The sequence below is a fragment of the Rhizobium terrae genome, from assembly GCF_003425685.1.
In the GTDB taxonomy this organism is placed as follows: Bacteria; Pseudomonadota; Alphaproteobacteria; order Rhizobiales; family Rhizobiaceae; genus Neorhizobium; species Neorhizobium terrae.
Genome location: NZ_QJKM01000006.1, coordinates 50791 through 70787 on the forward strand (window position 1 = coordinate 50791; position 19997 = coordinate 70787).

The following is a 19997-nucleotide window of genomic DNA, read 5'->3' on the forward strand; positions in this document are numbered from 1 at the left end:
TGCGCGAAATATGGCAAGGGGCGAGCATCTGTCTGATTGGCCGGACCGATCAGAGAAGCGCCGGCCAGCGATTGAAACCGGGGGACTTCATCTCTAGTTTCTCGCCGAGCGCCACCCGGAGGAACAACGTGAAGACAGGCATGAAAGTTTTCTGGCAGGTCGCCTGTCTTTTGCTGATGCCTGCTGTTTTCGCTTTGGCACAAAGCCAGTGGCAGGCGACCGAGCAGGTGGAGACCTATCCGATCACCGGCGACTCGGGCGTTGACCTCTATGCCTCGATCGGCGAACGGGGACCAAAGGTCGGCAGCGAAGTGCGCGCCATCGCACATACCAATTTCAAGCTGACCTGGACGCGAAAATACGAACCGCAGGCGAACGGGGCTTGCACGCTGACGACCGCGCGGCCGCGGCTGATCATCATCTACACGCTGCCCAAGCCGGCGATCAAACTTTCGGCGGAGCTTCAGAAGAAATGGGACGTCTTCATCGCCGGCGTGCGCAAGCACGAGCGGGTGCATGCGGTGATCATCACCGACATGGTGAAGGAGATCGAGCGGGTGAGTGTCGGCCTCAGCGTCGCCAATGATCCCAAATGCGAAAAGATCAGGACCGAACTGCAAGCCAAGCTCGGAGAAATCTCCAAGGCCCAGCGCCAGCGCAATGCGGATTTCGACCGCATGGAGATGAGCGAGGGCGGCAATGTTCACCAGTTGATCCTTCAATTGGTGAACGGTCGCTGAGGCGCCCGCCGTCTTTTGCGGCTTTATCGCCTGCGCATCAGATTGACGACCAGCACTCCGAAGATCGCCATGATGCCGCCGATGGCACTGATCGCGGTCGGCACTTCGCCAAGCCAGAGGAACCCGATCACAGTGGCTGTCGGAGGCACGCCGTAGAGGAAATTGGCGGCTCGCGCTGCTGAAAGGCGCTTCAAGGCAATCGCCCAGGTGACGTAGCCGATCGCCGTCGGGAAGAGCACCAGATAGGCGACGCCCCAGTTGACCTCCGCCGGTGCGGCTGCAAGCGCCTGAAGAGTGGCGGGCACTGCCGGCACGAGCGGTATGGAGCCGATCAGCATCAGCCAGGCGGTGACCGCGAGCGCCGGCATGCGACCGAGGATGGGTTTCTGCAGGACGCTCGCCACCGCCGAGCAGAGTGCTGCGCCGAGGATGAGGATCGCGTTCGGATCAAGATCGAAGCCCGAGTCGGAGGAAAGGGCGATCAGTGCGACGCCGGCAAAGGAGATCGCTGTGCCGATCCAGCCCCAGCGGCCGAACCGTTCTCCAAGCGCAAACGTGGCGATGAGCGCGGTGAAGACCGGCATGGTGTTGATGATGAAGCTGGCAGGTCCCGACGCGACGGTGCGTTCCCCCATGTTGAGGAGCACCGCGTAAGCCGCGATGAAGAGCACCGCGGCGACCGTCAGGCGCAGGATGTCGCGTCGTGCCGGAAGGGCGGGGCGGGCGACCGCCAGATACACGGCGGCGATCAGCGCGGCTGCGACATAACGGGCGGTGGCAAGCTCGATCGGCGTCAGCGGTCCGAGACAGATCCGGATGACCGCGAAGGAGGACGCCCAGAAGACGATCGTCACCAGGATCGCGATGAGCGCGATCATATCGAAGTTGCGGCTCCGATTCGTTGTTCTTTCTTCCATCGCCATCGTGCTCATGTCTGCCTCCGTCGAATTCCGTGAGTTGACAGTTACGCTTCCGCTCCGTGCTTGAAAAGCATCGCAATCGATGATCATATGTGCGTATGGTTCACAGCTCGCAGACTCTGCCGCCGCTCGATACGCTCGAAACCTTTGCGCGCGCCGCACGTCTCGGGTCGTTTTCCGCGGCTGCGGAAGAAGGCGGCGTGACCCACGGCGCCGTGTCGCGCCAGATTTCCCGCCTCGAACGCTGGATGGGCGTGCGTCTCTTTGCGCGGGAGGCGCGCGGCGTGGCGCTGACGCCGGAAGGCATGCGGTTTTTTGCCCGGGCCGAGGAGGCGCTGGCCCTGCTCGGCAACACCGACGAACGGTGGCTGCCCCGGCGCAACAAGGCCGTCGTGCGGCTTTCCGTAACGCCGTCGGTTGCCTCGCTCTGGCTCTTTCCGCGGCTTTCGAGACTGGAAGCGAACGACATCCACCTCGATTTCGTGCTGGAACATCGGCTGGCCGATTTCAGCGAGGGGATCGATCTGGCGATCCGCTGCGGCAGAGGCCCTTGGGCCGGCGTGCGCAGCTTGCCGCTCTGGCATGAAAAGCTCTTTCCGGTCGCCTCGCCGGCGCTTGCTGAGCGCCTTGGCGGACGGACCGAGGCACAGTCGCTGCTCGACCTGCCGATCCTGCACGATTCCAATATCGAGGCCTGGCGGCGCTGGCTGGCGGGTGAGGGCATCGATTATGTGCCGCGCGGCCAGGATCGGCGCTTCGAGGACTACAATCTCGTCATGGATGCCTGCGTCCAAGGTCTCGGGATCGCGCTTGCGCGACCGCCGCTTGCCGATGCAGCAATGGAATCCGGCCGCGTGGTTGCAGTCTCCGGAAGGGTGATCGATCATCACGTGGCGTTCCACCTGATCCGGCCCAATGATGCTCTCAAGGCATCCACGGCGGAATTCGCGAGGCGCTTCCTGCAGGATGCAGGTCAGGATGAGGCCACGATTGCCGCTTTCGTGGCGCCGGGCCGCGGCAAGGGATAGGGACGAGCGGCACTTGCCGGCACCGATGCCGCTTCTACTTGTTCCGGCAAACGGAGGTCGAGGAGCATCTGATGGATAGCAGGGCAACGATCGCACGCATCTGGCGGGGCAAGGTGCCGGCGTCACGCGCCGACGAATATGAAGCCTATCTTTACGAGGAAGGCATTCCGCCGCTCGTCCGGACGGCGCTTGCGGTTCAGCTTTTCCGGGAGGAGCAGGGGGACGAGACGGAGTTCGTCACCACCTCGTACTGGCTGGATTTCCAAGCCATGGCGGCGTTCACCGGAGGTGACCCCGGTCAGGTTCATCACCTCGAGCGGGATGCGGAGTTCCTCATCGAACTGCCCCAGCGGGTCGCCGTGATGAGGATCCTCATCGACCGGGAGAGTTGACGGCTCTTATTGGCAAGGCGGCAAAATGTCTTTTGTGATGCCTGGGCCTCTCCCAGGCACCTGCAAACGTCCGGTTTTGTGAAGGCGTCGCCGGACCCCGGCGGGTACGCGCGGCTTTTTCTCTCCTCTGCCCCGACTATTCCGCCGCCTCCCGCGGCTTCAGCACGCCGCGACGGATCTGGTCTTCCTCGATCGATTCGAAGAGGGCGCGGAAATTGCCTTCGCCAAAACCTTCGTCGCCCTTGCGCTGGATGAATTCGAAGAAGATCGGTCCGATGACCGTCTTTGAGAATATCTGCAGCAGGATCTTCGTCATGCCGCCATCGACCACACCTTCGCCGTCGATCAGGATGCCGTGTGTCTTCATCCGTTCGATCGGTTCGTCATGTCCGTTCACGCGATCCTTCGACATCTCGTAATAGGTGTCCGGCGGGCCGGGCATGAATTTCAGGCCGTTTTCGGCGAGCTTGTCGGTCGCTTCGTAGATGCCGTCCGTGCCGACGGCGATGTGCTGGATGCCTTCGCCCTTGTACTTCTTCAGGAATTCCTCGATCTGGCTGGTCTCGTCCTTGGATTCGTTCAGCGGAATGCGGATCTTGCCGCAAGGCGAGGTGATCGCCCGGCTCATCAGGCCGGTGATGCGGCCGTCGATATTGAAGAAGTGGATCTGCTTGAAGTTGAAGAGTTCGCGGTAAAAATCCCACCACTTGTCCATGTTGCCGCGATAGACGTTGTGGGTCAGGTGGTCGAGGTAATAGAAGCCGACGCCCGCCGGCTTCGGGTTCCTTTCGCCGAGCCATTCGAATTCGGCCTCATACGCCGAGCCCTTCTCGCCGTAGGTCTCGATGAAATAGAGAAGCGAACCGCCGATGCCGAGGATGGCCGGCACGTCGAGCGTCTTGTCATTGCCTTCGTAGGGCGTCGCGCCTTTGGAAACGGCGTGATCGAAGGCGTGTTTGGCATCGACGACGCGCCAGGCCATGGCCGGTGCGCAAGGGCCGTGTTCATCGACGAAGCGCATCGCATGGCTGCCGGGCTCGGCATTGACGATGTAGTTGATATCGCCCTGTCTCCAGACGGTGATGTTCTTCGTCTTGTGCCGGGCGATCGGTCTGTAGCCCATGCGGGTGAAGAGTTCTTCCAGCTTCTGCGGCTCCGGATGGGCGAATTCGACGAACTCGAAACCGTCAGTGCCAGCCGGATTGTCGGCGGTGATCTCAGAAACCGGTGCATCGTGCGGGAAAGGACCCATGGCAAACTCCTCCTGTCGGTCGATCATCATCATGATGCAAGGAAGGTGCATTGTGCTTGCAATATCGCTCGCCTTCCGCTCCTATCGTGCATGATGTGTGCGCAAACAGGAGGTGAGATGCACGATGGAAGCTTTAGACGGATACGACCTGAAAATCCTGACTCAGTTGCAAGACGATGGGCGGCTGACGAACAACGAGCTCTCCGAACTGATCGCGCTGTCGCCATCCCAATGTTCTCGCCGACGGGCGCGGCTGGAGAGCGAGGGCTATATCCAATCCTACCGCGCGCATCTCGATCGGCAGAAGCTCGGGCTCGACCTTCTCGTCGTCATCGCGGTGACGCTCGCCACCCACAATCGCGACAATGCCAAGCGTTTCCAGCTGCTCGTCGAGGACCTGCCCGACGTCCTGGAATGTTTCTCGCTGACTGGCGAGATGGATTATCACCTCAAGGTGGTGACCCGCGATCTCGCGGGCCTTTCGCATTTCGTCAACGATGTGCTTCTGCCGCACGAGAGCGTGCAGCATGTCAAAACCTCCATCGTGCTGAATGTACTCAAAGATTTCAGCGGGCTGCCGATCCGGAAGTCCGGTCGGGCCTGAGGCTCAGAGATCATCCGGCTCGGGCAACTTCTTGCCCCTGGTCGAACTGCGAATGACCTTTTCGATACCTGCGAGCCCGTCGGTCAGCGCGCGAACGCCGCTATCGCCGATTTCCGCCTCCAGTTCGGTCTGGTATCGCCGTGCGAGTTCGATCAGCTCTCTATAGGCATGTTGACCGGCCGGGGTGAGTTCCAGGTGTTCCAGCCGCCGGTCGGCGTCGTCCTCCATTCGCTTCAGCCAGCGGCGCTGTTCCAGCGCAAAGACGGCGCGGCTAACCTTGGTCTTGTGCATGGCCGAATGCAGGCCGATTGCCTTCGATGTCATGCGGCCCGAACTGCCGAGGGCGGCGAGCGTGCGCCATTCAGGCCGGGTCATGCCGTATTTCGCCTTGTAATGGGCGGCAAAACGCAGGCCGACGAATTCCGCGGCGCGGTTCAGGCGATAGGGAAGAAATTGCTCGAGTTCAAAACTGTCCATGATCCTATCATTCTTGGTTCATATATTGATGGTTACAAAATGGATGGTTACATATGCAACTATATCGGAAATACGGGAGGAAATGCCATGCTGGACAAGGTCGATCCGAAAGCCGCACAACTTGCCGTCGATAGAGATACGCTATCGTATATGCCCGGATTCGGGAACGATTTCGAGACGGAAAGCTTGCCTGGTGCTCTTCCTCAAGGGCAGAACAGCCCGCAGAAATGCAATTATGGGCTTTATGCCGAGCAGCTGTCCGGTTCGCCCTTCACCGCCCCGCGCGGCACCAACGAGCGCTCCTGGCTCTACCGCATTCGCCCGAGCGTGCGCCATACGGGCCGCTTCCAGAAGATCGAATACCCCCTCTGGAAGACGGCGCCGCATGTTGCGGAAACTTCGCTGGCGCTCGGCCAGTTGCGCTGGAGCCCGCTGCCGGCGCCGACGGAAAGCCTCAACTTCCTGCAGGGTATCCGCACCATGACAACGGCTGGCGATGTGATGACCCAGACCGGCATGGCGACGCATGTCTATGCCTTCAATGCCGACATGGCGGACGACTATTTCTTCAATGCCGACGGCGAGATGTTGATCGTGCCGGAGGCCGGGTCGATCCGCGTCTTCACCGAACTCGGCAAGATGGACCTGGAGCCCTCGGAAATCTGCATCGTCCCGCGCGGCACGATGTTCAAGGTGGTTCGCCTCGGCGATGAGAAGGTGTGGCGCGGCTATATCTGCGAAAATTACGGCGCCAAGTTCACCCTGCCGGATCGTGGCCCCATCGGCGCCAACTGCCTTGCCAATCCACGCGATTTCAAGACACCGGTCGCCGCCTACGAGGACAAGGAAACGCCCTGCCGGGTACAGGTGAAGTGGTGTGGTTCTTTCCACGTCACCGAGATCGGTCATTCGCCGCTCGACGTCGTCGCCTGGCACGGCAATTACGCACCCTACAAATACGACCTTCGGACCTTCTCGCCGGTCGGGGCCATCCTTTTCGATCATCCGGACCCGTCGATCTTCACGGTGCTGACGGCGCCGTCGGGCGAAGAGGGAACCGCGAATGTCGATTTCGTCATCTTCCCACCGCGATGGCTGGTCGCGGAGCATACGTTCCGCCCACCCTGGTATCATCGCAACATCATGAGCGAGTTCATGGGGCTGATTTGCGGCCGCTACGATGCCAAGGAAGAGGGGTTCGTGCCGGGCGGCATGAGCCTGCACAACATGATGCTGCCGCACGGACCGGACTTTTCCGGTTTCGAGAAGGCGTCGAACGGCGAGCTGAAGCCCGTCAAGCTCGACAATACCATGGCCTTCATGTTCGAGACGCGCTTTCCGCAGCAGCTCACCAAATTCGCGGCCGAGCTCGACACGCTGCAGGACAATTACATCGATTGCTGGACCGGTCTCGAGCGCAAGTTCGACGGCACGCCCGGCATCAAGTGACACAATCCGCTGATCTGACGATCCAATGAGACGATGTGGCGTTGCCTTCTTAGGCAAACGCCACACATTCTGACATGCTGCCTTGAGGAGCAGGGCAGGCGAGAGGGGGAGACATATGAAGCTTGCGACGCTGAAGGATTCCACACGCGACGGCCGCCTGGTCGTGGTCTCGAAAGACCTGACCCGCTGTTCCGAAGTCGGGCATATCGCCCGCACGCTGCAGGCCGCGCTGGACGACTGGGCGCATGTGGGGCCGCGGCTTGCCCGCGTCGCAGAAGGCATCGAGACCGGGGCGCAGCCGACCCATCGCTTTCACGAGCACGATGCCGCTTCACCGCTGGCGCGGGCCTTCCAGTGGGCCGACGGTTCGGCTTACGTCAACCACGTCGAGCTGGTGCGTCGCGCCCGCAATGCCGATATGCCGGAGAGTTTTTGGACCGATCCGCTGATGTATCAGGGCGGTTCGGACAGTTTCCTCGGGCCGCGCGATGCGATCCTACTGGGTAACGAGGCCTGGGGCTGCGACATGGAAGGCGAAGTGGCGGTCATCGTCGACGACGTGCCGATGGGCGCGTCCGTCGATGAAGCGCGCGAGGCCATCCGGCTTGTCATGCTGGTCAATGACGTGTCGCTGCGCGGGCTGATCCCGGCCGAGCTCGCCAAGGGTTTCGGGTTCTTCCAGTCGAAGCCGTCGACCGCCTTTTCGCCGGTCGCGGTTTCGCCGGACGAGCTGGGCGAGGCTTGGGATGGCGGCAAGCTCAATCTGCCGCTCAAGGTCGATCTGAACGGCAAGCCCTTCGGACGGGCGAATGCCGGTGTCGACATGACCTTTGATTTCCCGCAGCTGATCGCACATGCGGCGAAGACGCGGCCGCTTGCCGCCGGCTCGATCATCGGCTCGGGGACGGTGTCGAACAAGCTCGACGGAGGACCGGGCAAGCCGGTCGCGGATGGAGGCGCGGGTTATTCCTGTATCGCCGAGATCCGAACCATCGAGACGATCAATCTCGGGGTGCCGAAAACGCCCTTCCTGCATTTCGGTGACACGGTGCGCATCGAGATGAAGGACGCCAAGGGCCATTCGATCTTCGGGGCGATCGAACAGACGGTCACGAGATACGAGAAGGCGTGATGAGCGAAGCGATTCTCTACGATTACTGGCGGTCTTCGGCGAGCTTCCGGCTGAGGATCGCCCTCAACATGCTGGCCGAAACCTACAGCACCGTGCCGGTCGATATCCTTGCCAAGGCGCATAGGTCGGAAGAACATCTGGCGCGCAATCCGCAGGGGCTGGTGCCGGTTCTGGAGATCGACGGGCAGATGTTCACCCAATCGCTCGCCATCATCGAATATCTCGACGAGACCCGCGGCGGCGCCTTCCTGCCGGGCGATCCCGTCGGGCGGCAGCGGGTGAGGGCGCTTTCCTACATCATCGCCATGGAAATCCATCCGGTCTGCAATTCGCATATCGGCGCGCATGTCATGGCGATCACCGGTGGCGACGAGGAGGCGCGTACCACGTGGATGCAGAAATTCATCGGCGAGGGGCTGGCAGCCTTTGAAAAGTCGCTGGAATCACCCGAGACCGGAATGTTCTGCCACGGCGATCGGCCGACGATGGCGGATGTCTGCCTCGTGCCGCAGGTCTACAATGCGAGGCGCTGGGGCGTCGATCTTTCCGCCTGTCCGAAGCTGCTCGCGATCGCTGACCGGTGTGCCGAACTGAAGCCCTTTGTACTCGCCCATCCTGACAGCGCCGCCAGATAGGACGCGGCTTTTTCGCCGGCTTGGAAACAGTCCATTGCCGTTTTGAGCGGTATTCGCCGGTGCCGTTTTCTGGCATAGCGGGTCCAGCGGTGTAGGGCGACAGTCCAGTTCGTGGAGGAGAATTTCATGCTGACCATCAAGCGTCTTAGCCTCGAGGATGCGCGAGTGCTGATTGCCGGCGCCCGCGCCAAGGCGGAGGAATTCGGCGTGCCGATGTGCATCGCGGTCACCGATGAATCCGGTCAGCTTATCGCCTTCGAACGCATGGACGGCGGCAAGATCACCAGCACGATCATCGCCCAGGACAAAGCCTATACGGCGGCCGGTGCCAAGCGCACGACGGAAAGCTATGGCACCGCGAGCCAGCCGGGCAGCCCCGCCTACGGCATCAATTCGGCGATCGGCGGACGGCTTCTCGTGGTTGCCGGCGGCCTGCCGGTCGTTATCGACGGCGATGTCGTGGGCGGCATCGGCTTGAGCTCCGGCACGCCGGCACAGGATACGCAATGCGCCGAGGCCGGCATAGATTTCTTCCTGAAATCGCTGAAGGCCTGATCTTCCCCTTGTCTTAAAGCCGAAGGAGCCTTGATCTCAGGCATGAGGCCGGTAGTGTCGCGGTGGCCAAGGTTGCCGGGATGGAAAGGGACAGGGAGGGCTTGTCGATGAAGAAGCTGATCAACGATGTGGCACGGATCGTGCCGCAGATGCTGGAGGGCGTCGTTCGGCTCAATCCCGATCTGGCGTTGCTCGAAGGCGAGACGGTGGTGATCGACGCGGCGTCCGCGGAGGCTCGCAAGGCCGGTCGTGTCGCACTGATCTCCGGCGGCGGGGCGGGGCACGAACCGGCGCATGCGGGTTATGTCGGCGACGGTATGCTGAGTGCGGCCGTTTCCGGCGACGTCTTCACGTCGCCCAGCACGGACGCGGTTCTTGCCGCGATCCGCGCCGTCGCCGGGCCGGCCGGCGTGCTCCTCATCGTCAAGAATTACACGGGAGACCGGTTGAATTTCGGCCTCGCTGCTGAGATCGCCAATGCCGAAGGCATTCCGGCCGAGATGGTCATCGTCGCCGACGATGTCGCGCTCGCCGACACGGCCGCAGTCGGCCGGCGCGGCATTGCGGGTACCGTTTTCGTCCACAAGATCGCTGGCGCGGTCGCTGCGGCGGGTGGCTCGCTGGCGGAAGTCAAGGCGGCCGCCGAATTCGCCGCCGATGTCGGGACGATGGGCGTGGCACTCACCCCTTGCATCGTGCCGGCGGCCGACAGTCCCGGTTTCACGCTGGGGGATGACGAGATCGAACTCGGGCTCGGCATTCACGGTGAGGCGGGCATCCGTCGCAGCAGCATTGAGCCGGCAGACCGTCTGGTCGACGAGATCATCAATGTCATTGTCGCCGACAAGGGACTTGCATCCGGCGATCGCGTTGCGCTGATGGTCAACAATCTCGGCGGCACGCCCTCGATGGAAATGGCGATCCTCGCCCGACGCGCCCACGAGAACCTTGGGAGGCGCGGCATCGTTACCGAACGCGCCTGGGCCGGTACTTTCCTGACCGCGCTTGAAATGGCCGGTTTTTCGATCTCCGTCCTCAAGGTCGACGACGCGGCAATCAGGAGCCTCGATGCGCCGACGCGCGCCATGGCCTGGCCGGGGCCGACGACGGGGCGCGCAGCGGAACCGAAAGTGGTCGCGGCGCCGAAGGTTGCTGTCAAGACCGGCAGTGCGGCGACCCCGCTGGCGGCCGAAATCCGTCGTGCCATCGAAAAGGTCGCGGCAACACTTACAGCCGCCGAATCGGAACTTACCCGTCTTGACCAGATCGTCGGCGATGGCGATCTCGGCATCAGCCTGGCGCGGGGGTCGGCGGCCGTGCTCGCCGAGATGGGCGGATATGATCTCGACCGGCCGGCCGAGACGCTGCGGGCGCTCTCCGGCACGCTCAGGCGAGCGCTTGGCGGCACGTCGGGACCGGTCTACGCCGTGCTTCTGATGCGCATGGCGGCGGTGCTGGAGGGGAGGGCTTCGCCTACCGTTGCCGATTGGGCGAAGGCGCTTGGGGAAGGCTGTGGCGCCGTCTCCGCGATCGGCGGGGCGCAGGAGGGTGATCGCACTGTGCTCGATGCGCTTCTCCCGGCCGTCCGGGCGTTGAAATCAACCGGTGATCTGAAGGCCGCCGTTTCGGCGGCGGAAGAGGGATGCGCGGCAACCGCGAAGATCGCCGCGCGGCGCGGCCGTGCCAGCTATCTCGGCGATCGGGCGGTCGGTCATGTGGATCCCGGCGCCCGCGCGGTGGTCATCTGGCTGTCGGCGCTGGCCGATTGAGGCCGGCAGCTTTTTAATAGGCAGTGATTTTTCCCGCCCCTTCCCTGGGCATTTCGGATGGCGATCCTTGCCCCACCGGCTATAGTGACGGGGCTGCGCCGTTCCGGTGCCGCTCCTGCCGCCTTCAAACACCCCAAGGTAATTTCCATGACGCTTGCCATTTCCGCCAGAGACGTCGACGACAGCGCAATCATCGAAGAGCTGAAGCGCTGGGTCGAGATCGAGACTCCGACGCTGAACGCAGGCGCGGTGAACCGGCTTGTCGATCGGGTCGAGGCGATCGGCAAGGTGGCAGGGCTGGAGACCGAGCGGCTGCCGGGCACGCTCGGCTATGGCGATGTTCTGGCCGTTCGTTCTCCACGTCCCGAGGGCAGCAACGTGAAGACGGTGCTCGTCCTCGCCCATCTCGACACCGTTCACGCGGTGGGTGTGATCGGCAATCAGCTTCCGCTGCGTCAGGAAGGCGACAAGCTTTACGGCCCCGGTATCTACGACATGAAATCCGGCGCGCTGATGGCGCTCGAAGCGATGAAACTGGCGGTCAAGCATGGCAGCCGAATGCCGGTCGACCTGATCTTCGTGCCGGACGAGGAGATGGGAAGCCTCTCGTCGCGCGCCTACATGGAGGAGGCGGCGAGGACGGCAGGTTATACGCTCGTCGTCGAACCCGCCCGTGACGGCGGCAAGGTGGTCGTCGCCCGCAAGGGCGTGGCGATGTACGATATCACCGTCAGGGGACGCGCCGCGCATGCGGGCGCAAGGCCGCAGGATGGCCGCAGCGCCATCCGCGCCGCCGCCCGGCTGGTGCTGGAACTCGAAGCGCTCAACGACACCGCTCGCGGCGTCACCGTGACCGTCGGCACGATCCAGGGCGGAACGGGCCGCAACACGGTGCCGGCCGAATGCCGCCTGCAGGTGGATGTCCGTGTGCCGGACGATGTGATCGCCGGGGAAATTACCGCCGGGATCGAAGGCATGAGGCCGGTCGATCCGGATATCGTCTTCGAGATCGACGGCCGGATGAACCGCCCGCCCTTCGCCCAGTCGGAAGAGGGCAGGCGCCTTTTCGATGTTGCGGCGGAAATCGCCGGCGGCCTTGGCATCACGCTCGAAGGCATGGTGACGGGCGGCGGTTCGGACGGCAATTTCACCGCCGCGCTCGGCGTGCCGACGCTCGACGGCCTGGGCGCAGACGGTGCCGGCGCGCATACGTTCAACGAGCATATCTTCGTCAGCAGCGTCGGGCCGCGCACCGCGCTGCTCGCCAATCTGATGATCTCGCTCGAGCCGAAATAAGACCGCTCAGGCCGGCAGGTTCACTTCGAACGAATTGCGGATGCGGCTCTTGCCGACCTCGATGACGTGGCGCATCGCGGAGATCGCTTTGTGAGGATCGCGTGAGGCAATCGCGTGGGCGATCCTCAAGTGATTGGTGGCGACTTCCTCGATCTTTTCCGGCGAGGAAGCAGGTGAGGAGAGCTGGAAGGAGATCGCTAGCGCCGCCTCGATCAGCGCACTTGCCGAACGCATGAACGGATTGCCGGACATGCGGGCGATGGCGAGATGGAATTCCAGATCCACCTTGGCGATGGTTTCCGGCGTGTGCGTCAAGTCGTCGAACCGGGCGGCGATGGCATAAAGCGCGACGATGTCGTCGCTCGTCGCGCGCAGGGCCGCTGCCGCCGCTGCCGCCGGCTCCAGCGCCATGCGCATCTCGGCAAGGTGCTCGATGAACTCGAAATCGAGGCCCGCTTCGAAACGCCAGCCAAGCACGTCCGCGTCGAAGAAATTCCAGCTCGCCTGGTCGAGCACGCGGGTGCCGACCTTGGCCTTGGCCTCGACAAGCCGCTTGGCGGCCAGCGTCTTCATCGATTCGCGCAGCACCGTGCGGGAGACGCCGAAACGGGCGGAAAGTTCCGCATCGCCCGGAAGCAGCGAGCCTTCTGGTATCTTGCCGGAAACGATCCCGCGGCCGAGCTCCGCGACCACATGCGCGTGGTTGCTGCGGCGCTTGCGCCCACTGATCGTTGTTTCCAGAAGACCCAAATCAAACCTCCTTGGAGCGCCGTGCCTCCCTTCGGACACACGAAGGACGCTCCAAATCTTTAAGTTTACGCATCGGTGTTTTCCAAAAATGGGCTACGATTTTTGGGCCGATGCGGTAAGCCGGCTTTCGGCCAATTTCCTGTTTGAATACCAGATGATCCCGCGCTGCAAGACGATGAACACGAAGAGCAGGACGCCGATGACGATTTTCGTCCACCAGGACGAAAGAGTCCCGTCGAAGACGATGTAGGTCTGGATCAAACCCTGGATGAGAATGCCGACAAAGGTGCCCGCCACCAGTCCCACGCCGCCGGTCAGCAGCGTGCCACCGATGACGACCGCGGCAATCGCATCGAGTTCGACGCCGACGGTGGCCAGCGAATAGCCCGACGAGGTGTAGAGCGTATAGGCGATGCCGGCGAGGCCGGACAGGAAGCCGGAAAGTGCATAAATGCCGACCGTGGTCGAGCCGACCGGAACTCCCATCAGTTCGGCTGACTGCTGGCTGCCGCCGATCGCGTAGACGTTAGCGCCGAAGCGGGTGCGTCCCGCCACGAAGGCGCCAATCAGGAAGACGGCGAGCATCAGCATGGCAAGCGCAGTCAGCCGTCCGCCGCCCGGAAAGCGGAAATAGAAGCCCTGGATGGCGTCGATCATCTCGTGCGAGATTGGCACCGATTCCGTCGAGATCAGATAAGCGGCGCCGCGGGCCAAGAACATGCCGGCCAGCGTCACGACAAAGGGCGGGATGCCGAGATAGCGGATCATCGCCCCCATCAGGCTGCCGAACAGCGTCGAGATGACAAGCACGGCCGCAAACGCGATGAGCGGGTGAACGCCGAGCGAGCCGACCATGACGGCCGTGAAGACGCTGGTGAAGGCGATGACCGAGCCGATCGAAAGATCGATGCCGCCGGACAGGATGACGAAGGTCATGCCGACCGCGGCGATGCCGAGGAATGCGTTGTCCGTCAGAAGATTGCCGATGACCCGGGTCGACAGCATGTTCGGAAACTGCATCACACAAAGCGCATAGGCGACGACGAAAATGCCGAGCGTCGTCACGAAGGGCAGGTTACGGGAGTGGATCATCGTACCGTCCCTTCTGCATTATTGGCCGCATTGCCGGCCGGTTTGGTGGCAGTCGTCTCGGTCCGTCTCTTCGGCGCTTTGATGAAGCCGAACAGGGAGAGGATCGCCGGAGACTGGAGCGTCAGCACGACGATGATGATGCCGGCCTTGATGATCAGGTTGAATTCCGGCGGAAAACCGGAGACGAGAATGCCGGTATTGATCGACTGGATGATCAGCGCGCCGATCAGCGAAGCGGCGATCGAAAAACGTCCGCCGTTCAGCGACGTGCCGCCAATCACCACCGCGAGAATCGCATCGAGCTCCAGCCAGAGGCCGGCATTGTTGGCGTCGGCGCCGCGGATGTCGGCGGTGACGATGAGGCCCGCGATCGCTGCGCAGATACCGGAGATGGCGTAGACGAAGAACAGCAGGAAGCGGGCGCGCACGCCGGCAAGCGTCGCGGCGCGGCGATTGATGCCGGTCGCTTCGATCAGGAAGCCGAGCGCCGAGCGGCGCACCACCAGGCCGATGATGAGGGCGGCGCAGACCCATATGAGGATGGGGATGGGAATGCCGGCGAAAGACCCTGAACCCAGGGCCGCGAAGCTGTCGTTGTTGAAGGTGAGGATGACGCCTTCGGTGACGAGCTGGGCGATGCCGCGGCCCGCCACCATCAGGATCAGCGTCGCGATGATCGGCTGGATGTCGAGAAGCGCCACCAGCACGCCGTTCCACAGGCCGCAGAGAAGCCCGACGCCGAGCGAGACAAGGATCACGGTCGGCAGCGGGTAGTCCTTGCTGATCAGGGTTGCGGCCACGGCGCCGCAGATGGCGATCACCGCGCCGATCGAGAGGTCGATGCCGCGGGTGGCGATCACGAGCGTCATGCCGACCGTCAGCAGCGCTACCGGGGCGGCGCGGACGAGGATGTCGATCAGGCTGCCGTAGAGGCGGCCGTTCTGGACGGAAATAGTCAGGAAGCCGGGCGCGATGGCGGTGATCAGCGCAAGGATGATGGCGAGCGCTACGATCTGCGGGGCAAGGCGTTTCAGGCGGCGGGTGATACGATTCATTCCGCAGCCTCCATGCGAGCGGACGAGGCAATCGCCTGCATGATATTGTCGGCAGTCAGCCGGTCGCCGGAAAGTTCCGCCACGTGCCTCCGGTCGGACAGCACGATGACGCGGTGGGCGACGGCGGTCAGTTCCTCCAGCTCGGAGGAGATGACGACCAGCGACATGCCTTCGGCGCAAAGCCTTTCGATCATCTTGAGGATTTCCGCATGCGCCCCGATATCGATGCCGCGGGTCGGTTCATCGAGGATAAGAAGGCGTGGGTTCGTCGCCAGCCAGCGGGCAAGGATCGCCTTCTGCTGGTTGCCGCCGGAGAGGAATTTGATCGGCCGCTCGGCATCGGCGGGGCGGATATCGAGCGACTTGATGAAGCTTTCCGCCAGTGCCGCCTTCTCGCGCGAGGAGATGGGCTTCGACCAGCCTTGGCGGGCCTGCAGCGCCAGCGCAATATTATCGGCGACCGAAAAATCTCCGATGATGCCGTCGGTCTTGCGCTCTTCGGGACAAAAACCGAAGCCGTTGGTGATCGCGGCTTCCGGAGAAGAGAGGGTGATATTCCTGTCGTCCACCGTCGCGGTTCCGCTGTCGGCGCGGTCGATGCCGAAGAGCAGGAATGCGGTTTCCGTGCGCCCCGAACCGAGCAGGCCGGCGACGCCGACCACTTCTCCGGGGCGGATATGGAGGTCGAAGGGCGCGACGCTGCCGCGCTTGCCGTAGCCGGAGAATCGGATCGGCGCTTCGGCCGTGGAGGCGACGGTTTCCTCCTGCGCCTGGTGTTCCCGGGTGATGTGCTGCAGCTCGCGGCCGAGCATCATGGAGATGAGTTCCAGTCGCGGCAGCTCGGCAAGTTTCTTCGTGCCGACCAGCCGGCCGTTGCGCAGCACGGTGACGCGGTCGGCGACGGCATAAACCTGATTGAGGAAATGGGTGATGATGATGATGCCGAGGCCATCTTCCCTGAGCTTGCTCAGTACCGAGAACAGCATTTCGACTTCGTGGGCATCAAGGCTGGCGGTCGGTTCATCAAGGACCAGGACCTTGCCGGAAAGATCGACCGCACGGGCAATGGCGACGATCTGGCGCACCGCGACCGAATAGGACGAGAGCAGGGCGTCGACATCGATATCGAGCCCGTAACGGGAAAGCAGGGCCTGCGAACGGCGGCGCATCTCGCGGCGGTCGATCAGACCGAAACGGCGCGGCTGGCGGCCGAGGAAGAGGTTTTCGGCCACGGTCAGATTTTCCAGGAGATTGACTTCCTGGTAGACGGTGCCGATGCCGAGTGCCTGGGCTTCGGCGACATTGGCCGGGGTCACTTCGGCGCCATCCAGCCACATATTTCCGTGGTCGCGGCTGTAGACGCCGGTCAGGATCTTGATCAGCGTCGATTTGCCGGCGCCGTTTTCGCCGAGCAGCGCATGGATTTCGCCGCGCTCCAGCGTGAAGTCGACGCCGTCCAGCGCCGTGATGCCGAGGAAGGATTTGCCGATGCCCCGGGCTTCCAGAAGAGAATTCTTATCCGACATTTACGCATCCCGCAGGTTGGCAGACCGGAGGACCGGGGCGATGTGTGCCGCCCCGGTACCGGAGGCACCCGGCCCAAAGGAAGGAGAGGCCGGGTCGCGGGAGATCAGTAGCCGAGACCCTTCTTGGCTTCGTAGACCTTCATCGGGTCATCCTTCTGCGTGTAGAGCTTGGATTCCGTCTGGATCCACTTCGGCGGCGCCTTCTTGTCCTTGAGATAGGCGTTCAGCGCTTCAAACGCAGGGCCTGCCATGTTCGGGGTCAGTTCCACCGTCGCATTGGCCTCGCCCTTCGCCATGGCCTGGAAAATATCCGGCACGGCGTCGATCGAGACGATCTTGATGTCGGTGCCGGGCTTCAGGCCGGCTTCCTTGATCGCCTGAATGGCGCCGACGGCCATGTCGTCGTTATGGGCATAGACCGCGCAGATGTTCTTGCCGCCGCCTTCGGCCTTGATGAAGCTTTCCATGACTTCCTTGCCCTTGGTGCGGGTGAAGTCACCGGTCTGCGAGCGGACGATCTTGATATTGCTCTTGCCTGCAATCGCCTGATCGAAACCTTTCTTGCGGTTGATGGCGGGCGAGGAGCCGGTCGTGCCCTGAAGCTCGACAACCTTGCAATCCTTGGAACCGACCTCCTTGGCCAGCCACTCGCCGGCAACCTTGCCTTCATAAACGGTGTCGGATGTGACAGCCGTCAGATAGAGATCCTTCGGCGCATCGATTTCACGGTCGAGCAGGATGACGGGAATCTTTTCTTCCTTGGCTTCCTTCAGAACCGCATCCCAGCCGGTGGCGACCACCGGTGCGATGAAGATCGCGTCGACGCCTTGAGCGATGAAGCCGCGGATCGCCTTGATCTGGTTTTCCTGCTTCTGCTGCGCGTCGGCGAATTTCAGCGTGACACCGCGCTTTTCGGCTTCCTGCTTGGTGACGGTCGTTTCAGCCGCACGCCAGCCGGATTCGGAGCCGATCTGCGAGAAGCCGACCGTCAGCGATGCTGCGGAAACGGTGGAAGCAAGCGATAGGGTAAGAACGGCCGCAGCCGTCGCGAATGCTCTTTTCATCTTTTATCCTCCCAGAGATGAGAAAGCGAACTGACGGCTGAGAGGTTTGGCATATAATATTACTTTTTCAAGCGCTAATTTCGCCGATTTTGGAATTATGGAGTTCCCGCGGGGCGATAAGGCCAAGTCAATCGATTGAATCTCCGAAATAAATCAGGTTCGCGAGAAAATTCTGTGAGACGGAAGACGTATTTCGCGATCCTTGACAAGCGCCATGCCGATCCAATAGTCGTATTATTGACTGCATCGGAGACCTCTGGCATTCCGATGGGAGGAGAGCGCGGCGACGGGAGATGCCGCGAATATCGGATAAGCATTGGGTGACGAAATCGATGTTGCGTATTCTTCAGGTTCGGGATGGCGCCGGCGCGCTGAATGTTGTCGCGTGGGATGGCGAGGGCGTTGCGCGCATCGTCAAGGGCGTTTCCTCGACTTATGATCTTGCCAATCAGGCAATTGCCGCGGGCCAGACGCTTCAACAGCGGATCGATGCTGCCGGTTTTGGCGACGCCGTCGACCTGGAGAGGGCTGCGGCGGAAGGCCGGATCGCCCTGCCGATCTCTCATCCGGACCCCGCGCATTTCGTCGTTGCCGGCACGGGTCTGACCCATCTCGGCTCCGCCGATGGTCGCGACAAGATGCACAAGGCGGCGGCTGCCGCCGAAAAGCCGACTGATTCCATGCGCATGTTCCTGATGGGCGTCGAAGGCGGCAAGCCGAAGGCGGGTGAAGTCGGCGTGCAGCCGGAATGGTTTTATAAGGGCAATGGATCGCAGCTTCGTGCGACCGGCGAGGACCTCGTGTCGCCGGCCTTCGCGCTGGATGGCGGGGAAGAGCCGGAACTGGCGGCCATCTACCTGATCGGCCCCGATGGTACGCCCTTCCGCCTCGGCTTCTGTCTCGCCAACGAATTTTCCGACCACGTGACGGAGAAGGGCAACTATCTCTGGCTCGCCCATTCCAAGCTGCGCCACGCGGGCCTCGGCCCGGAACTTCTGGTCGGCGAGCTGCCGGCGCATGTGGAGGGCACGTCGCGTGTGCTGCGCGACGGCAAGGCGATCTTCGAAAAGCCCTTCCTGTCGGGTGAGGCGAACATGTCCCACACGATCGCCAACCTGGAGCACCATAACTTCAAATATGAGCTGTTCCGCCAGCCGGGCGATCTGCATGTGCATTTCTTCGGCACCGCGACGCTTTCCTTCTCGGATGGCGTCAAGACGGAGCCGGGCGACGTGTTCGAGATTGTTGCCGCGCCCTTCAAGCTGCCCCTCGTCAACCGGCTGGCCGTCGCGGCCGACAAGCCGGTCGCGATCAAGTCGCTCTGAGGGACGGCCATGGCTTCCATTCGCCTCGCCATCGTCGGTCTCGGAAAGATCGCCAGGGACCAGCATCTCGGTGCGATCGCCGCGACGGACGGCATCGATCTCGTGGCGGTCGCGAGCCGCCATGCACAGCTCGATGGTGTCCGCTGTTTCCATGAAATCGGTGACCTCCTGGCATCCGATGTCGGGATCGATGCCGTGTCGCTCTGCACGCCGCCTCAAGGCCGTTTCGAGCAGGCCAAGGTCGCGCTCGATGCAGGCAAGCATGTGATGCTCGAAAAGCCGCCGGGTGCGACGCTGTCTGAAGTCTATGCGCTGGAAGCGCTCGCCGGTGCCAGGAGCCTGACGCTGTTCTCCACCTGGCATTCGCGCGCAGCCGCCGCCGTCGAGCCGGCGCGGACGCTGCTTGCCAGGCGGAAGATCAGAAGCGTTTCGGTCGAGTGGAAGGAAGACGTTCGTCACTGGCATCCGGGTCAAGCGTGGATATGGGAACCGGGTGGCCTCGGCGTCTTCGATCCCGGCATCAACGCGCTGTCGATCGTCACCCGCATCATGCCGGAGAAATTCCATCTCGTCCGTTCTGACCTGACTTTCCCGGCCAACCGCGCGGCGCCGATCGCGGCATCGCTCGCTTTCGAGACCGATGGCGGAGTGCCGGTCTCGGCTGAGTTCGACTGGCGCCAGACGGGGCCCCAGACCTGGGACATCACCGTCGAGACGGACGAAGGTCGGGTCGTGCTGACGCATGGCGGCAGCCGTCTTTTTGTCGACGGCGCGGCGCAGATCGTCGAAGAGGACCGGGAATACCGCAATCTCTATCGCGATTTCGTCGCGCTGGTCGCCGCGAAAGAAAGCGATACCGACTTTTCGCCGCTGGTGCATGTTGCGGATGCCTTTATGTTGGGCCGACGCATCCAGACAGAGGCCTTTGAGGACTGA

At 62.6% G+C, this 19997-nt stretch carries 20 protein-coding genes; 12 read left to right on the plus strand and 8 right to left on the minus strand.

All coding sequences use genetic code 11. The features are described 5' to 3' along the window. Positions 1-140 precede the first annotated feature (140 nt). Positions 141-740 (plus strand): DUF922 domain-containing Zn-dependent protease, encoded by a 600-nt coding sequence (locus tag DMO26_RS12355; protein ID WP_117192384.1) that lies wholly within the window; start codon positions 141-143, stop codon positions 738-740. A gap of 23 nt (positions 741-763) precedes the next feature. Here DMO26_RS12355 and DMO26_RS12360 read toward each other — a convergent pair whose 3' ends face one another. Next, positions 764-1672 (minus strand): DMT family transporter, encoded by a 909-nt coding sequence (locus DMO26_RS12360; RefSeq protein WP_117192385.1) that lies wholly within the window; start codon positions 1670-1672, stop codon positions 764-766. Between the two features lie 86 nt (positions 1673-1758). Here DMO26_RS12360 and DMO26_RS12365 point away from each other — a divergent pair, with 86 nt between their 5' ends. Next, positions 1759-2688 carry a LysR substrate-binding domain-containing protein gene (locus DMO26_RS12365; protein ID WP_117192386.1) on the plus strand — a complete coding sequence of 310 codons (930 nt, stop codon included), beginning with the start codon at positions 1759-1761 and terminating at the stop codon, positions 2686-2688. Between the two features lie 71 nt (positions 2689-2759). Then, positions 2760-3080 (plus strand): hypothetical protein, encoded by a 321-nt coding sequence (locus DMO26_RS12370; protein ID WP_117192387.1) that lies wholly within the window; start codon positions 2760-2762, stop codon positions 3078-3080. A gap of 136 nt (positions 3081-3216) precedes the next feature. On the opposite strand, the gene hppD is transcribed toward DMO26_RS12370, so the two are convergent. After that, positions 3217-4332, minus strand: a complete 1116-nt coding sequence (gene hppD, locus DMO26_RS12375; RefSeq protein ID WP_117192717.1) for a 4-hydroxyphenylpyruvate dioxygenase — start codon at positions 4330-4332, stop codon at positions 3217-3219. Between the two features lie 124 nt (positions 4333-4456). Between hppD and DMO26_RS12380 the strand changes: the two genes are divergently transcribed. Further along, a complete protein-coding gene (locus tag DMO26_RS12380) occupies positions 4457-4936 on the plus strand; it encodes an Lrp/AsnC family transcriptional regulator (protein ID WP_117192388.1) in 480 nt (159 codons plus the stop codon). A gap of 3 nt (positions 4937-4939) precedes the next feature. Here the strand turns inward: DMO26_RS12380 and DMO26_RS12385 are convergent, their stop codons facing one another. Then, a complete protein-coding gene (locus tag DMO26_RS12385) occupies positions 4940-5413 on the minus strand; it encodes a MarR family winged helix-turn-helix transcriptional regulator (RefSeq protein ID WP_117192389.1) in 474 nt (157 codons plus the stop codon). Positions 5414-5500: 87 nt separating this feature from the next. On the opposite strand from DMO26_RS12385, the gene hmgA reads away from it, so the two are divergent. From hmgA to DMO26_RS12415, 6 genes are all read left to right on the plus strand, one after another. Continuing rightward, positions 5501-6862 carry a homogentisate 1,2-dioxygenase gene (gene hmgA / locus DMO26_RS12390; RefSeq protein ID WP_117192390.1) on the plus strand — a complete coding sequence of 454 codons (1362 nt, stop codon included), beginning with the start codon at positions 5501-5503 and terminating at the stop codon, positions 6860-6862. Between the two features lie 115 nt (positions 6863-6977). Next, positions 6978-7994, plus strand: coding sequence for a fumarylacetoacetate hydrolase family protein (locus tag DMO26_RS12395; protein ID WP_117192391.1), 1017 nt, complete (start codon positions 6978-6980; stop codon positions 7992-7994). Further along, positions 7994-8629 carry a maleylacetoacetate isomerase gene (maiA, locus tag DMO26_RS12400; RefSeq protein ID WP_117192392.1) on the plus strand — a complete coding sequence of 212 codons (636 nt, stop codon included), beginning with the start codon at positions 7994-7996 and terminating at the stop codon, positions 8627-8629. The genes DMO26_RS12395 and maiA overlap by 1 nt, the downstream gene beginning before the upstream one ends. Before the next feature lie 126 nt (positions 8630-8755). Beyond that, positions 8756-9184 (plus strand): GlcG/HbpS family heme-binding protein, encoded by a 429-nt coding sequence (locus DMO26_RS12405; RefSeq protein ID WP_117192393.1) that lies wholly within the window; start codon positions 8756-8758, stop codon positions 9182-9184. Positions 9185-9291: 107 nt separating this feature from the next. Further along, positions 9292-10953, plus strand: a complete 1662-nt coding sequence (gene dhaL / locus DMO26_RS12410; protein WP_117192394.1) for a dihydroxyacetone kinase subunit DhaL — start codon at positions 9292-9294, stop codon at positions 10951-10953. A gap of 147 nt (positions 10954-11100) precedes the next feature. Continuing rightward, the gene (locus tag DMO26_RS12415; protein ID WP_117192719.1) at positions 11101-12249 is read left to right on the plus strand and encodes a M20 family metallopeptidase; all 1149 of its coding nucleotides are present in this window, start codon (positions 11101-11103) and stop codon (positions 12247-12249) included. A gap of 6 nt (positions 12250-12255) precedes the next feature. On the opposite strand, the gene DMO26_RS12420 is transcribed toward DMO26_RS12415, so the two are convergent. The 5 genes from DMO26_RS12420 to ytfQ form a co-directional block, all read right to left on the minus strand. Then, a complete protein-coding gene (locus DMO26_RS12420) occupies positions 12256-12999 on the minus strand; it encodes a FadR/GntR family transcriptional regulator (RefSeq protein WP_117192395.1) in 744 nt (247 codons plus the stop codon). A gap of 93 nt (positions 13000-13092) precedes the next feature. Then, entirely contained in the window at positions 13093-14091 is a 999-nt protein-coding gene (gene yjfF / locus DMO26_RS12425; protein ID WP_117192396.1) for a galactofuranose ABC transporter, permease protein YjfF, read from the minus strand. After that, positions 14088-15146: an ABC transporter permease gene (locus tag DMO26_RS12430; RefSeq protein WP_117192397.1), complete on the minus strand. Its 1059-nt coding sequence runs from the start codon at positions 15144-15146 to the stop codon at positions 14088-14090. Before DMO26_RS12430 ends, yjfF begins: the two co-directional genes overlap by 4 nt. Next, positions 15143-16672 (minus strand): galactofuranose ABC transporter, ATP-binding protein YtfR, encoded by a 1530-nt coding sequence (gene ytfR / locus DMO26_RS12435; protein WP_117192398.1) that lies wholly within the window; start codon positions 16670-16672, stop codon positions 15143-15145. Before ytfR ends, DMO26_RS12430 begins: the two co-directional genes overlap by 4 nt. 104 nt (positions 16673-16776) lie before the next feature. Next, complete coding sequence (gene ytfQ, locus DMO26_RS12440) at positions 16777-17736, minus strand: galactofuranose ABC transporter, galactofuranose-binding protein YtfQ (RefSeq protein ID WP_117192399.1); 960 nt, start codon at positions 17734-17736, stop codon at positions 16777-16779. A 332-nt stretch (positions 17737-18068) separates the two neighbouring features. On the opposite strand from ytfQ, the gene araD1 reads away from it, so the two are divergent. Both araD1 and DMO26_RS12450 read left to right on the plus strand, forming a co-directional pair. Next, on the plus strand, positions 18069-19061 hold the full coding sequence (gene araD1 / locus DMO26_RS12445) for an AraD1 family protein (RefSeq protein ID WP_117192400.1): 993 nt from the start codon (positions 18069-18071) through the stop codon (positions 19059-19061). A 9-nt stretch (positions 19062-19070) separates the two neighbouring features. Further along, positions 19071-19997: a Gfo/Idh/MocA family protein gene (locus DMO26_RS12450; RefSeq protein ID WP_117192401.1), complete on the plus strand. Its 927-nt coding sequence runs from the start codon at positions 19071-19073 to the stop codon at positions 19995-19997.

Excerpts from the sequence above, each read along its gene's own strand:
- DMO26_RS12360 (WP_117192385.1), bottom strand. The coding sequence starts at position 1,672 with ATGAGCACGATGGCGATGGAAGAAAGAACAACGAATCGGAGCCGCAAC.
- hmgA (WP_117192390.1), top strand. The coding sequence starts at position 5,501 with ATGCTGGACAAGGTCGATCCGAAAGCCGCACAACTTGCCGTCGATAGA.
- DMO26_RS12385 (WP_117192389.1), bottom strand. The coding sequence starts at position 5,413 with ATGGACAGTTTTGAACTCGAGCAATTTCTTCCCTATCGCCTGAACCGC.
- dhaL (WP_117192394.1), top strand. The coding sequence starts at position 9,292 with ATGAAGAAGCTGATCAACGATGTGGCACGGATCGTGCCGCAGATGCTG.
- yjfF (WP_117192396.1), bottom strand. The coding sequence starts at position 14,091 with ATGATCCACTCCCGTAACCTGCCCTTCGTGACGACGCTCGGCATTTTC.
- DMO26_RS12355 (WP_117192384.1), top strand. The coding sequence starts at position 141 with ATGAAAGTTTTCTGGCAGGTCGCCTGTCTTTTGCTGATGCCTGCTGTT.
- DMO26_RS12395 (WP_117192391.1), top strand. The coding sequence starts at position 6,978 with ATGAAGCTTGCGACGCTGAAGGATTCCACACGCGACGGCCGCCTGGTC.
- DMO26_RS12405 (WP_117192393.1), top strand. The coding sequence starts at position 8,756 with ATGCTGACCATCAAGCGTCTTAGCCTCGAGGATGCGCGAGTGCTGATT.
- araD1 (WP_117192400.1), top strand. The coding sequence starts at position 18,069 with ATGTTGCGTATTCTTCAGGTTCGGGATGGCGCCGGCGCGCTGAATGTT.
- ytfR (WP_117192398.1), bottom strand. The coding sequence starts at position 16,672 with ATGTCGGATAAGAATTCTCTTCTGGAAGCCCGGGGCATCGGCAAATCC.
- ytfQ (WP_117192399.1), bottom strand. The coding sequence starts at position 17,736 with ATGAAAAGAGCATTCGCGACGGCTGCGGCCGTTCTTACCCTATCGCTT.
- hppD (WP_117192717.1), bottom strand. The coding sequence starts at position 4,332 with ATGGGTCCTTTCCCGCACGATGCACCGGTTTCTGAGATCACCGCCGAC.
- DMO26_RS12430 (WP_117192397.1), bottom strand. The coding sequence starts at position 15,146 with ATGAATCGTATCACCCGCCGCCTGAAACGCCTTGCCCCGCAGATCGTA.
- DMO26_RS12380 (WP_117192388.1), top strand. The coding sequence starts at position 4,457 with ATGGAAGCTTTAGACGGATACGACCTGAAAATCCTGACTCAGTTGCAA.
- DMO26_RS12370 (WP_117192387.1), top strand. The coding sequence starts at position 2,760 with ATGGATAGCAGGGCAACGATCGCACGCATCTGGCGGGGCAAGGTGCCG.
- DMO26_RS12365 (WP_117192386.1), top strand. The coding sequence starts at position 1,759 with ATGGTTCACAGCTCGCAGACTCTGCCGCCGCTCGATACGCTCGAAACC.
- maiA (WP_117192392.1), top strand. The coding sequence starts at position 7,994 with ATGAGCGAAGCGATTCTCTACGATTACTGGCGGTCTTCGGCGAGCTTC.
- DMO26_RS12415 (WP_117192719.1), top strand. The coding sequence starts at position 11,101 with ATGACGCTTGCCATTTCCGCCAGAGACGTCGACGACAGCGCAATCATC.
- DMO26_RS12450 (WP_117192401.1), top strand. The coding sequence starts at position 19,071 with ATGGCTTCCATTCGCCTCGCCATCGTCGGTCTCGGAAAGATCGCCAGG.